Genomic DNA, 13348 nt, shown 5'->3' with positions numbered 1-13348 from the left:
AAAGACCCTCCAATCATCATCGAAGGATATCGAGATGCCTTATGCCATCACGAAAACCCAGTACCGGGATGAGTGGGTCGTCGCCTTTCAGCGCGGCGAAACCTACCTCAAGGACTGCGTCACCAAGGAACTCATGGTCAGCGGCCTGACCGCCTCGTTCGCGCTCCAGGGCGCTGCCGGGCGCATGACCAGGCGCGGCACGAACGGTCTCATCCCGTCGCGCAACCGCACCGACAGCCAGCCGACGATCACGCTGGAAGAAAAGCACACCAAGGAAACCCGTCCCGGCTTCGACGTGTTCACCGCGGCTGCCAACCTGCGTGAAGCGATGCAGAACGCCAGTGCGCTGACCGCCTCGCGCGAAATCGACATGACCATCATCGAGGCGCTGTCGACCGCCACCAACGCCTATGCCGGCGGTGCGGCCCAGACCCTGACCTACGGCAAGACGGTCGACGCCTTGTCCGACCTGTTCGAGCTCGACGTCATGGCCGGCAACGAGATCACCTGCCTGTGGACGCCGAAAGCCTGGGCCCGCCTGCTCACCTTCCAGGAGTTCAAGTCGGCCGACTATATCGACGCCAAGCCGCTCGTCGGCCTGACGCTCGACCGGCCGAAGCTCTGGCTCGGCGCCAAGCACATCATGCACACCGACCTGCCGGGCATGGGCACGGCGACCGCGTCCAACTTCATCTTCGCCAAGCCGGCCGTGGGTCACGCCATCGCCGGCGACGTGAAGGTCGATGCCGGCTTCAACGGCGAGGACGACTACTCCTACGACCGTGCCACGATCTACGACGGCAGCACCATCCTGCAGCAGGCCGGCGTCATCAAGGTCGTCACCGACGACACCGCTGCGTTCTCCTGAGGAGGCTTGGAAATGGCTTATGAAACGAACGGCTTCAAGCTCCTGACCGATGGTCTTTCCGGCGCCAGCACCATGAAGACGTGGCTGCTGGATTCGGTCGACGCCATCGCGACGGTCAATACCTCCAACTATGTCAGCGACGGCCACGCCAAGGGCGCCCGCCAGGGTGACATCGTCATCGTGCGCACGCGCACGACCACGCTGGCCGGCCCGGTGACGGCGATCCACCATTGCTGGGTGATCGACGAGAAGACCGGCAGCGACGGTCGCGGCATCGACCTGACCGACGGCCTCGCCATCACCGCGACCGACACCGATTGACTCGAAGCGACTGGGGGAGGCCTGCGGGCCTCCCTTTCCCCTTTCATTTCCCTTTGATCCCAGGTGAAAACAATGACTGAAGTCACCAAGCTTGCCGGGCATCGCTTCGCCCAGGCCGACTACGCCATCGGCCGTTATGCAGCGACAGTGCCGTCGGACACCACGCTCGCCGACGTCACCCACCCCGAATTCTTTGCCAACCACCTCACGGTGTTCCGGCGCGGCATGACCATCGACATCGTTTCGGATGATTTCGGCCTCGACTGCACGCTGCGTGTGCTCGCCGTCACCAAGACCACGGCGGTTGTCCGCGTCATCAGGCTGTTCGACGAGGACAGCGCCCCCAGGGCGACCGCCACCGAGGTCAGCCCGGCCGAGGTCAGCTTCGGCGGCCCGCACCACAAATGGCGTTTCCTGCATGGCGGCAACGTCATCCAGACCGGTTTCGACACCAGGGACGCGGCTGAAAAAGCAGCCGACCGGTATGTCCAGCAGATGAAGGGCTGACTGTGCCATGGCGACAAAGCTCGAGATCTGGAAGCAGGCGCTGGTCCACCTGGAAAAGGCCGCCATCACAACCCTCACCGACGATGTCGAAGCCACCTATGTCTTCGCCAACGCCTGGGGCGGTGCTGTCGAGGAAGCCTTCAATTCGGGCGACTGGAACTTTGCCAAGGCCTCCATTGCCTTGTCGCCCAACGCGGCCGCAACACCAGCCCTGGGCTGGGCCCATGCCTTCGACTACCCCCAGGGCTGGCTGCGCACGCTTGTTGTCTCGGACACATCAGACTTCGCGACCTTCCATGACTATACCGACGAGGGCGGCCGCCTGCATGCGCAGACGCCGGCGCTTTATCTGCGCTTCATCAGCGATGCGAATGCCGCCGACGACAAGGTCGTGACCTGGCCGACGATGTTCTGGCGCTACGTCGCCCTCAAGCTCGCCTTCGACACCTGCGGCAAGCTGACGTCGGGCGATACGCTGGAAGAAAAGCTGCGCCAGCGCATGGAGCGTGCCCTGGTGCAGGCCAAGAACATCGATGCCCGCAACGAAAACAACAAGCTGATAGAGCCGGGCAGCTGGCTGCGCGCCCGGCGCAGCAGTGGTGTCGGCGGCCGTCATGACGGCGGCGCGACACTCGTCGGCGGCCAGATCAGCTTTGGCGAGGGGGAGGTCTGATGCCGCGCGTTTCGGCCCCAGTCTATTCCCTGAACGGCGGCGAGATCGGCGAGGAAGCGCTGTCGCGCCTCGACCTCGAGCGCATGCAGTTCGCCTCGGCGCTGAGCTCCAACATCTTGCCGCGTGTCGTCGGCTCGATGACGCTGCGGCCCGGCCTCGAGCACATTGCCGACATCGATCTCGGGGATGTCCGGCTGCTCGAATATTCCTTCGCCGGCTCGAATGCCTCGATGCTGGTGCCGATCCTGTCGAACAACGAGATGCGGGTCTTGAAGGACAATGCCTTCGTCTCGCGTGTCGCCGTCTCGACCACGATTACCAATGGCGACTTCAATTCCTTCACCGGCTGGACCAATGCCAGCGCCGTCGGCGCTTCGGCAAATGTCGCGGGCGGCAATCTGGTGCTGACCGGCACCACCCAGGGCAGGGCGGCGGCGCGCCAGACGATATCGGTGGCAGCCGGCGACCAGGGCAAGGAACACGGCCTGCGTGTCGAAATTGTCCGCGGCCCGGTCTGGGTGCATATCGGCTCGTCCGCAGGCGCCAGCGACATCCTGCCGCTGTCGATCCTCGACGACGGCGACCATTCGATCGCCTTCACGCCCAACAGCGCCAGCATCCATCTCGAGATCTACACCGACAAGGCGCGCCAGGCGCTGGTCGCCCGCTGCCAGATCGATGCGCCGGGAACGCTTGTCATTTCGACGCCATGGACCACGGCCGATCTCGCAGCCCCCCGGCACAAGCAGAATATCGACGTGCTCTATCTCGCCTCGCGCCAGTTCCAGCAGCGTGAGATCCAGCGCCGTGGCGACACCAGCTGGGGCATCCAGCGCTACAAGGTCGACGACGGCCCCTTTGTGTCAGCCGACGGCACGGTGGCGCTGACGCCGTCCGTCTACACCGGCAACGGCACGCTGACGGCCAGCCGGCCGCTGTTCGAAGCGAGCATGGTCGGCCGCCTGTTCCGCCTGTTCCAGTCCGGCCAGACGGTGCAGGAGAGTTTCACCGCCGCCCCGGCAAATGGCGCCTCGATCCGCGTGTCCGGCGTCAATGCGGCACGCGATTTCAGCTTCCAGGTCTCCGGCATCTGGGCGGGTTCGGTCCGGCTCGAGGTCGCCACCGATGACGGCAGCGGCAATCCCGGCGCCTGGAGCACGGTGAGCACCTATGCGGCCAACACCGGCCCGACCAACTACCGCGACCCCGACAACAACGTCGTCAAGTTCTTCCGCTTCGTCGCCGTCACCTTCACCAGCGGCACCATCGACACCGCGCTGGTCTACACCGGCGGCAGCCAGGTCGGCATTGCCCGCATGACTGCCTATGGCAGCGCCACCGTTGCCAACGTCGAAGTGTTGAGCCGCTTCTATTCGCTGAGCCCGACCTTCGAATGGGACTTTTCGACCTGGTCGGACTTCGACGGCTGGCCGTGGGGCATCGAGGCCTTCGGCGGCCGGCTCTACTGGGGCAAGGGCGACTTCGTGCACGGCTCTGTGCCCGATGCCTTCCACAGCTTCAACGACAATGTCGAGGGCGACAGCGCGCCCATCTACCGCTCGATCGGCGCCAGCACCGACAGGGGCATCCTCTGGCTGCTCGGCCTGCAGCGGCTCATCGCCGGCACCGACAATTCCGAGATCTCGATCAAGTCGTCGAGCTTCGACGAGCCGCTGACGGCGTCGAGCTGGTTTCCCGTCGATGGCTCGACGCAAGGCAGCTACGACCTGCGCGCGGTCAAATGCGACAAGGACGGCATCTTCGTGCAGAGCACCGGCCTCAGGGTCTTTGCGCTGATCGCCGAGCAGGGCACGCTCGATTACAGCGCCATGGACCTGATGGCGATGCATGAGGAGGTCTGCGGCGGCTCGCCCATCGTCAGCATGGCCGTGCAGCGCCAGCCCGACACGGTGGTTTGGTTCATCCTCGAAAACGGCGAGGCCCGCGCCTTGACCTATCGCCCTTCGGAGAAGGTGGTCGCCTGGTCGCGCGTCGTCACCGACGGTGCGTTCAAGCAGGTCATCGCCTGTCGCGGCAAGGGCCAGGACAATGTCTATTTCGCCATGCTCCGCAACGGCACGCAACGCCTGGAAAGGCTGGCCGACCTGAAGGACTGCCGCGGCGGCAAGGTGAACTGCCTGGCCGACGGTTTCAGGCGCTTCACAACCACGGCGGGGCAGACGACATTTGCCGTGCCGCATCTCAACGGCAAGGGCGTCACCGTCTGGCTCGACGGTGCGGCCCTGCATGACCAGGACAACCTCTATCCCGTTGTCTCGGGGCAGGTGGTGCTGCCGCCGCAGCCGGCCGGCCGGGCAGTGGTGATCGGCCTCCCTTATGTCGGGCGCTGGCAGTCGACCAAGCTGGCTTATGGCGCTGCCAACGGCACCGCACTGTTCCGCAAGAAACGCGTGTCGCAGCTCGGCATGTATCTGGTCTACACCATGCTGGACGGCCTGCACGTGGGCAACACCTTCGACAGCCTGCACCGGCTGACGGTGACCAAGGGCGACAAGCCGATCGCGGCAAACAGACTGTTCACCAGCTTCGACGCCGACATGATGTCGGTGTCGAGCGACTGGGACACCGACAGCCGGCTCTGCCTCGAACATCGCTCGCCCTATCCGTTCACCGCCGGCTCGCTGGTGATGGATGTGAAGACCAATGGCTGACATCAGGCCCGCCGACGACATCGACTTCGCCCGCTTCTATGGCGGCGTGCAGGTAACAAGCCGGTGGGTCGGCCGCGCGCTGTGGCGCCGTCGCCTGCTCGCCGGTTTCGGCTGCGTCATCGAGACGGGTGAGGGCGAGTGGATGGCCTTCCTCGAGGTGCCGGCGGCCATGCGCAAGCCATTCATCTTCCGCCACATCCTTCAGGTGCTGGCGGAGGTCAAGGCAAGCGGTGCCCGCGTCATCAAGGCGACATGCGACACCGCGATCCCCCGCGCCGAAGCGCTGATGCTGAAGCTCGGCTTCAGGCCGACTGACGAGATCTTGGATGGAAAGGTGGTTTGGCAATGGGTTTCCTGACACCTGTTCTTGGGGCGATCGGCACGATCGCCAGCATCGGCGGCACGATCATGTCGGTTGCCGGCGCCATGCAGGAGGGCCGCGAACAGAAGGCCCGCTTCCAGTACGAACAGAAGGTTGCTGCCCAGCAGGCCGACGAGGCTGCGGCGGCAAGCCAGCGCGACGCCATGGCCCGCTATCGCGATGGCCGGCAGCTTCTGTCGCAGCAGCAGGCGGCCATTGCCGGCTCGGGCGGCAACATGACCGATCCCTCGGTCATCGACATCATGGACGACACGTCGGAGCGGGTGCGGCTCGCGGCGGAAACCGACATCTACAAGGGTGACCAGCAGGCGCGCGGCTACAACGACGCCGCCAAGGTCGCCGGCTACAACGCCGAGAGCGCCATGCGCGCGGCACGCATCCGGGCGGCCGGTTCGCTGTTCTCCGGCATGTCGTCTTTGTTCAGCCGGTTCGGCGAAAGCAACAAGAAGACGCAGGACCGGAGCTCGGTCTCTCTCCCCTACAACGCCCCCAGGTGAACAGCGCATGGTGACCATTCCCACAGCACGCGACGTCGCTTACGCCGATCCGCGTTCGGGCCGCATCGCCAATGCCGGGCCGACGCCGATGGTGGGGGCTGCCCTTGCCGACGCCGGCCAGGCCGTCGTGCAGGCGAGCTACAGCCTGCAAGAGCTTGCCGAGCGCGAAAAGATCGACGTCGCCCACGACCGTTCCAACGCTGTCTCGACCAGCCTGACCCGGTTTCTCGCCGATGAGGAACAGCGTTTCCTCAAGGCGCGTGAGGACAGCTCGGAAAGCGGCATCGGCTTCACCCGCCAGTTCATGGAAGGCCACCAGCAGCGCGCTAACGACTTCGCCAAAGCCAATTTCGAAGGCCTGACCAAGGACGCCCAGACGGGATACCTGAACAACATTCTGTCCCGCGGCAATTCGCTTTATGAGAAGGCTGACGAATACGAGCGAAACGCCAAGGGCGCCTATTACGACCGCACCACCAACACCAACCTCGACGCTTACCGCACGCAGATTAAGAACAATGCCGCCGATTTTGTACAGCTCAAGCGCGCGGGGCTGGAGGCGATCAATTCGACTGACATGCCCGAGCCGTGGAAGGCGGCGCGCCGGCAGCAGTGGGAAGCCGACGCCGCCGAAAGCAAGTGGCGCTGGACATTCCAGCAGGATCCGGCCGCTGCAGTATCTCAGATGCGCGCTCCGGTTGGCGGGCGTGTCGGGCGAGCCTATCAGCGCCTGATTGCGAAGGGTTGGGCGCCGCACCAGGCGGCAGGCATCGTCGGCAACCTGCAAGCGGAGTCCGGCGTCAGCCTCAATACACAGGCCCGCAACGCTGGCGACGGAAGCGACGGCTCGGACAGCATTGGCATTGCCCAATGGAACGGAAAGCGCGCGCAGGCGCTCAAGGCGTTCGCTGCATCGCAAGGCACTGACTGGCACGACTTCGATACCCAGATCGATTTCATTGATCACGAGTTGCGCACGAGCGAGCGCGCGGCAGGCGAAAATCTCGCGCGGTCGACGAACGCAGAAGACGCCGCTGCAGCCTTCACCGGTTACGAGCGACCGGCGGGATGGTCTGCCAGCAATGCGCGGGGCGCGCACAATTGGACGGGGCGGCGTGACAACGCGCTTCGTATTGCAGGCGAGAACCCGCAGGCTGAAGACGCCGACCTCGACAAGATTCCGTATGACCGCCGGGACCAATTGGCGTCATGGGGCGAGACGGAACACAGCCAGCAGGTCACGCGGCAGCGCGCAACGACGAAGCAGCGCTATAATGACCTGATTGCCACCGAGCCGGACACGGTTCGGGAAAGCGTGATCCTGGCCGACGCGACGCTCGAAAGCAGCGACAAGGCCGACCTCGTGACGACCCTCCGCGTCGCGCAGCAGGAAAGCGGCGGCGTCAATGCGATGATCGGCGCCCTGGCCGGCGGCAAGGTCGACGTCGACAGCTTCGACAGCGACCAGACCAGCATTGCCGACAAGACCTATGACAAGCTCTTTGCCGCAGCCGAAGATGCCGTCCAGCAGAATGCAATCACATCAGAGTTTGTCGCGCGCACCGGCTACATCCCGAAGAGCGTGCAGGCTGATATTCGCAAGGGTGTGGCGTCGACCGATCCGGCGACTTTCGCGGCGGCCATGTCGAAGGCCGACACGCTCGAACCTCTTGCGCCCGTTTCGTTCGGCGCCTTCGAAGGTGGTGCACAGGCGCGCGAAAAGCTCGGCGTCTTCCGCCACATGGTCGTTGATCTCGGCCTCAGCGGCGAAGAAGCAGCAACCCGCATTCTCGCCGCGTCCGATCCGTTGATGATGGCCAATCGCGAAGTGCTGAAGACCAAGGCGGCCAGGTTCATCAAGTATCTGAGCGTCTCTGATGTGACGAGCTCCTTTGACCCGGGCTGGTTGTCTTCGGCGCCCGGCGCCGGCATCGTCCCGCAACAGCCCAACGGTCTGCTGGCCGAATATCGCGAGATCGCCGAAGAAAAGTTCTACGAATATGGCGGCGATGCCGCTGCGGCGAAGGCCGCGGCGCTCACCGACCTCAAGCGCCGTTGGAACGTCAGCAACGTTTCGGGCTCTCCGAATCTGATGCGGATGCCGCCCGAGTTGCACTATCCGGCGATCGGCGGCAGCCTCGACTATCTGCGCGAAGATGCCATGAAGACCGCCAGCGACTACGCCGCCAAGCTCGGCCGGAAGGTCGAGAACGTCGCGATCCTGGCGTCCGACAAGACGCGTGCCGACATCGAGGCAAAACGCCCCCCACGCTATCGCCTGTTCTATCAATACACGTCAGGCGGCCAGACGCAGTTCAGTGAGGTCTTCGGCCCGCCATGGGGTGTCGATGCTGCGACCTTCAAGCGATACAGCGACAAGCTCGGCAAGCTCTCCATGGCCGAGCGCGCGCGCCAGGATGCTGCGAGTGATGCGACACGCGCCGGCGATGCTGCAGCGATGCGTGCGCTCGAGGCAACCGTCGGCCCCGACTGGATGAAGGCACGCGCGGCCGAAGCTGCCCGCGAGCTTGGCCGATCCCAGTCCGAAACAATCCGAAAGCGACCGCTTGAGACTCCGGCAAAGCCAACCTTCGATCCCGAGAAACTGCCAATCACCTTCGGTCATGCGATGAACGACGCCATGTGGAGCGACGATGCCGCAGATTGAGTATCCCGATGAGCGTCCTGTGCTGGGCGCCTTCCGCGCGCTCGACTACACGCAGATGGACGAGCCGGAGTTTGATCCCGACACGGCGACGGTGATCGGGGCAGCGTGGCGAGATGGCAATACGTTCGGCTCGGCAGCCAACAACAAGCTGGCCGGCATCGATCGGACGACGCCCGAAGCGAGCTATACAGGCGAAGCTGCCTGGAATGACATTCGCGGCACGGCTTACGAACCGCATTGGGAGCGCTTCACCACGCTGCGCAACTGGCGCGCGCACGCAGCCATGAAAAGCCAGATCGACATGGAGCGGGAAGACGACCGCATTCTCGAAGCTGGCGGGTGGACTGCGACAATTGCACAATTCGGCGCTCAAGCGTTCGACTGGCCATCGCTCCTCCCGGGCGGGGCTCTGGTGCGTGGCGCAACGACCGGTGCAACCATCGCCCGTACGGCGCTCTCGACCGGCTTTGCCGGTGCGCTCGGGGCCACCGTGTCCGAAACGGCGCTGCAGGCAACACAGCAGACGCGGCCTCTCGAAGAGAGCGTGCTTGCCATCGGTGGCGGTGCGGTTCTCGGCGCGCTCCTTGGTGGGGGTGTCGGCGCATTGTTTTCGGCATCTCAACGCAAGGCGGCCCTGGCCACTGTCGACCGTGTTTTGTTCGAGGCCGACGACAGCGGGGCTGTGCCGGCTGAACTCAGGGCTGGCATTGCTGAAGAACAGGTCGCGGGCACTGCTGCGAACGGCGGTATCAAAGACTCCGACAACGCCGCGCGCGCCGAGCCGCTGGTCACTGTCGACAGTGTTTTGGCCGCGGCCGACGACAGTGGGGCTGTGCCGGCTGAATTCAGGCCCGGCGTCGCCGAAAAACAGGTCGCGGGCACTGCTGCGAACGGCAACATTAAAGGCGGCGACGACGCTGCGGGCGAAAAGCTGCTCGCCACTGTCGACCGTGTTTTGGCGGAGGCCGACGGCAGCGGGGCTGTGCCGGCCGACTTCAGGGCGGGCGTCGCCGAAAAACAGCTCGCGGAAGCTGCAGCGGACGGCAACATCAAAGACGTCGACAATGCTGCGCGCGCCAAGCCGCTGGCCACGGTCGACCGTGTATTGGCCGGGGCCGACGACAGCGGCGCGGCTCCGGCTGAAGTCAGGGCGGGCCTTGCCGAAGAACAGGTCACGGGCATTGCTGAAGACGGAAACATCAAAGACGTCGACAACGCTGTGGGCGAAAAGCCGCTGGCCACGGTCGACAGTGTCTTGGCCGAGGCCGACACCAACGGCGCGGCGCCGGCTGACTTCAGGGCGGGCATTGCCGAAGCACAGAGCGCGGGCGTCGCTGCGGACGGCAACATCAAAGATGCCGACAACGCCGCAGAGGCCGGGACGGCTGGCCCGGCCAGCGATCATCTCGGGCCGCTGCGGCGCGCCCTGGACAGTCCGTCTGCCGTTCATCGCTCACTCATGGCCGACCTGGTCGATACCGGCTCCCATTTCGACAACACTGCGCGCGGCGAGGGTGAGATTGCCTTGGAAAGTGAAGTGAAATTCTGGGGGCGCGCCGGGGTCGCCAAGGCCCTGACCAGAATGCGCTCCATCTATGACGAAGCGCGCAAGGCCCGCGGCTTCAACATGGGCTGGGAAGAGTTCAAAATCGCCGTCGGCAAGGCCATGCGTCAGGGAGATAAAAGCGACAACAAGGCGGTGCACAAAGCCGGCGTTGCCTGGCGCAAGGCGGTGTTTTATCCGCTGAAGCAGCTGGCAATCAAGGCAGGGCTGCTGCCGGCTGGCGTGAGCGACCAGGGCGCTATTTTGTTTCTGGCCCGCTTCGGCAACGCCCCGCGGCTGAAAGCCGGCGAAGTCCGCTTCAAGACCATTGTGAGGCAGTGGGTTGACCAACAGCTTGCGCGCCTCGAGCGCGAGGCTGACAAGATGGGCAAGCCCGCCCGCATCAAGGGCGTGAAACCCGACGCGCTCGACCAGTTGGCGCCGGAGGCCGAGCCGAATAGCCACCGGTTTCGGTCGCCGGGGGAGCGGGCGGACTATGTGAACGGCGTTGTCGACGACATCTTTTCCCAGGTCACCAGTCGGGCAAACCAGGACATGCCGTTCTATGACATCGTGATGTCGAGACACGGGCTGCTGGCGGGACGCCCCTTCGACATCGATTTGGATCTCATCGAGGAGTTTCTTGAACACGATGTCGAATTGATCGGCCGGCGCTTTGCCCGCGTCGTTGCGGCCGACGTCCAACTGGCACGCCTGGACAGGCGCCTTGGCGGGCCGGGCAAGCCGACGCTTCAGAGCCAGCTGAGCCGGCTGGAAGACGATTACCGGCAACTGCGTGAACAGGTGCAGGCATCCGACATGGACGAAGCAGCCAAGGCCAAGGCACTCCAGGACCTGACCCGCCGGGAAAGCAGCGACATCGCGGACGTCACCGCCATGCGCGATCTTCTGCGCGGGCAGTCCGGGCTCGACAGCCGGCACACCGACTTCGCCCGCGTCTTGCGGACGGCGGGGCTGTTCGAGGTCATGGGCCGGCTCGGCGGCATGCTGGTTTCGTCGCTGGGAGATGCCGTGCGGCCGGCGATGGTCCACGGGCTGGGCCGGTATATGAACGAAGGTATCGCACCGCTGGTCACCAATCTCGGCGCGATCAAGTTCGCGGCCGCCGATGCCAGGCGCCTTTACACGGTGGTGAAACACCTGTTGCGCTCGCGTATCGCCGCCATGGCCGGGCTGACCGATCCTCATGCGATGATTCCGCCCTTCGAGCAACTGATCGACAACATGGGCACCACCTTCTCCAGAATGACGCTGCTGCCGTTCCTGACCGACGTGAACACGCACGTTTCTTCAGCGCTGGTCCAGAACCGCATCTTGAAGAATGTGCTGGCGGCGAGCGATGGCGCTTCCCTGCCGGCCCGAGAGCTGGTCATTGGCGATTTCTTTGAGCAGCCGACTGTATCGCTTGATGAGCTCTATGCGGTGGTCGGCAAACGGCAGGCCGAACTCGTCGCCGCGGGAAGCGAAGTCGCCGAGGCAACCGGCTCGACCTTCGTAAATTCTGGATTCAAGGACAAGGAGAAAGCGGCAGTCAAGATTGCGCGCAAGGGATATGACGACGCGTCCCACCTGACGGATGTGGTCCGGGCCGGTTTCGTGGTCGAGACACCTGCCCGGGCCGACGAAGTGGTTGCGAAGCTGGCGGAGCGATACGACGTTCTGGACGAAGGCTGGAAGAAAAAGACCAACGGCTACTTCGACCGCAAGGTCATCCTGCGCTTTGACGATGGAACGGTGGGTGAGGTCCAGCTATGGGAATCGAACCTGCGTGACGCGAAGTTCGGACGCGGGGAAGAGCTGTACAATCTCGCGCGAGATCTTGATCCCACGTCCGAGGAATTCCTCAAGCTGGAGAAGGAGGCCGAGAAGCTCTATTCGGCGGCGCGGGCTGCTGCAGGCGAGACCTGGTCGAGCGAGAACATCGGCGGGTTCAGTTCGCCGAAGCTCTTGAAGCGTTCGCGCCAGGCCTCTTCGGAGAGCACGTCGGCGGTTTCCCAGACATCCATGAAGTCCACCGGAACCCAAGGGGAGTTGGGCTTGAGCATGGCGAATGCTCCGGCTTCACCGATGACTGCTGGGCGGTTGTCCCAATTCACTAAATTGGTGGGGCGCATATCGGATTCCTTGTTTGGAAAAAGTGTAACACAGCCGGGAATCCGGGGCTATGCGGGCCTTTCTGCGGCCGACCGCAAATACATGGAATTCGTCGGTATCGACGAGGATATGGCCTTAAGAATTGCGGCCCAGTACTCACTGTTCGGACAGATCGAAGAGACTGTCCACATTCCGCTGATCGGGCGCTGGACCGATGACGAAGCGCGCCGCGCCTTCACTGCCGCCGTCAACAAGGACGTCGACACCACGGTGGTCACCGAGAGCTTGGCGGATGTGCCGCTGTTTGCTCACACGCCGGAGGGCAGGGCCTTGCAACAATTCACGAGCTTCGCGCTGGCCGCCAATCAGCGTGCATCGATGCACGGCCTGCAAGACGGTCCGGGCTCGTTCGTCTCGGGCACGCTGGGCATGTCTGCTCTGGGCATGCTGGTCTACTGGCTCGAGGCCATGGAATCGGGCAGCGAGCTTGCGGAGGATTCCGAAACATGGATTGCCGCAGGGCTGGACCGCTCCGGCATCATGTCGGTCGGCATGGAGATCAACAACGCCTGGGAAAAGCTGGGCGGCCCCGGCTTCCATGCATTGGCCTCGGCAGGCGGGCAATTGCCCGATCCGACAGCCGAGGCGCGCCGGCCCGCCGCGCGCGTCGCCGATCGGGACGCCTACGGCTCTCGGCTCGGCCCGTCATTCCGGCTTGGGACAGATGCGGCGCGGTTGCTCGGCATTCCCGCTCACGCCTCATCAGGTGATCTCGCTATGTTGTCTGGTGATGTTGACCGCCGCTCCAGGATGGCGCCGTTCCTGACGCTGCCCTATTGGCGCTGGATCATAGAGGGTGGCTTCGGGTTGCCGGACGATTTCAGAGGTGTCGAACCTGAGCTCACCTCCCTGGCCGCATAGGGCGGCGCTTTTCAGGGGACGGCAACTGGCTGCAACTCATCTCGACATATGTCGGGGCTGGACTGTGGACGGACACTGTCGAGGGAAAAAGAGGGTGCCGCTGTGCCCGATTCCCGCCCGCCAGCTCTCTACCGGACGGGGACACGTCCGGCGGCCTTACAACAGGCGATGCTCACGAATT

General features: G+C 64.3%; 9 protein-coding genes. All 9 read left to right on the top strand.

Annotation, left to right across the window (positions count from 1 at the left end; genetic code table 11):
* Positions 1 to 34: 34 nt before the first annotated feature.
* Positions 35 to 868, top strand: a complete 834-nt coding sequence (locus HNQ95_RS06325; RefSeq protein ID WP_182573641.1) for a phage capsid protein — start codon at positions 35 to 37, stop codon at positions 866 to 868.
* 12 nt (positions 869 to 880) lie between these two features.
* Positions 881 to 1189: a hypothetical protein gene (locus HNQ95_RS06320; protein WP_182573642.1), complete on the top strand. Its 309-nt coding sequence runs from the start codon at positions 881 to 883 to the stop codon at positions 1187 to 1189.
* 72 nt (positions 1190 to 1261) lie between these two features.
* On the top strand, positions 1262 to 1696 hold the full coding sequence (locus tag HNQ95_RS06315; protein ID WP_067963532.1) for a hypothetical protein: 435 nt from the start codon (positions 1262 to 1264) through the stop codon (positions 1694 to 1696).
* Positions 1697 to 1703: 7 nt separating this feature from the next.
* Complete coding sequence (locus tag HNQ95_RS06310; protein WP_182573643.1) at positions 1704 to 2369, top strand: phage connector family protein; 666 nt, start codon at positions 1704 to 1706, stop codon at positions 2367 to 2369.
* Entirely contained in the window at positions 2369 to 5041 is a 2673-nt protein-coding gene (locus HNQ95_RS06305) for a phage tail protein (protein ID WP_182573644.1), read from the top strand. Before HNQ95_RS06310 ends, HNQ95_RS06305 begins: the two co-directional genes overlap by 1 nt.
* Positions 5034 to 5399, top strand: a complete 366-nt coding sequence (locus tag HNQ95_RS06300; RefSeq protein WP_182573645.1) for a hypothetical protein — start codon at positions 5034 to 5036, stop codon at positions 5397 to 5399. Before HNQ95_RS06305 ends, HNQ95_RS06300 begins: the two co-directional genes overlap by 8 nt.
* Positions 5387 to 5920: a hypothetical protein gene (locus HNQ95_RS06295; protein ID WP_246340593.1), complete on the top strand. Its 534-nt coding sequence runs from the start codon at positions 5387 to 5389 to the stop codon at positions 5918 to 5920. The genes HNQ95_RS06300 and HNQ95_RS06295 overlap by 13 nt, the downstream gene beginning before the upstream one ends.
* 7 nt (positions 5921 to 5927) lie before the next feature.
* Entirely contained in the window at positions 5928 to 8588 is a 2661-nt protein-coding gene (locus HNQ95_RS06290) for a phage tail tip lysozyme (RefSeq protein WP_182573646.1), read from the top strand.
* Complete coding sequence (locus HNQ95_RS06285) at positions 8575 to 13167, top strand: nucleotidyltransferase family protein (protein ID WP_182573647.1); 4593 nt, start codon at positions 8575 to 8577, stop codon at positions 13165 to 13167. The genes HNQ95_RS06290 and HNQ95_RS06285 overlap by 14 nt, the downstream gene beginning before the upstream one ends.
* Positions 13168 to 13348 lie beyond the last annotated feature (181 nt).

Origin of the sequence: Aminobacter ciceronei (assembly GCF_014138625.1) — a bacterium.
GTDB classification, from domain to species: Bacteria; Pseudomonadota; Alphaproteobacteria; order Rhizobiales; family Rhizobiaceae; genus Aminobacter; species Aminobacter ciceronei.
The sequence above is the reverse complement of the archived record's forward strand: the minus strand, read 5'-3'. Positions and strand labels throughout refer to the sequence as shown.

What these genes read in the sequence shown, in the direction of transcription:
- HNQ95_RS06325 (WP_182573641.1), top strand. Translation starts at nt 35, where the DNA reads ATGCCTTATGCCATCACGAAAACCCAGTACCGGGATGAGTGGGTCGTC.
- HNQ95_RS06320 (WP_182573642.1), top strand. Translation starts at nt 881, where the DNA reads ATGGCTTATGAAACGAACGGCTTCAAGCTCCTGACCGATGGTCTTTCC.
- HNQ95_RS06315 (WP_067963532.1), top strand. Translation starts at nt 1,262, where the DNA reads ATGACTGAAGTCACCAAGCTTGCCGGGCATCGCTTCGCCCAGGCCGAC.
- HNQ95_RS06310 (WP_182573643.1), top strand. Translation starts at nt 1,704, where the DNA reads ATGGCGACAAAGCTCGAGATCTGGAAGCAGGCGCTGGTCCACCTGGAA.
- HNQ95_RS06305 (WP_182573644.1), top strand. Translation starts at nt 2,369, where the DNA reads ATGCCGCGCGTTTCGGCCCCAGTCTATTCCCTGAACGGCGGCGAGATC.
- HNQ95_RS06300 (WP_182573645.1), top strand. Translation starts at nt 5,034, where the DNA reads ATGGCTGACATCAGGCCCGCCGACGACATCGACTTCGCCCGCTTCTAT.
- HNQ95_RS06295 (WP_246340593.1), top strand. Translation starts at nt 5,387, where the DNA reads ATGGGTTTCCTGACACCTGTTCTTGGGGCGATCGGCACGATCGCCAGC.
- HNQ95_RS06290 (WP_182573646.1), top strand. Translation starts at nt 5,928, where the DNA reads ATGGTGACCATTCCCACAGCACGCGACGTCGCTTACGCCGATCCGCGT.
- HNQ95_RS06285 (WP_182573647.1), top strand. Translation starts at nt 8,575, where the DNA reads ATGCCGCAGATTGAGTATCCCGATGAGCGTCCTGTGCTGGGCGCCTTC.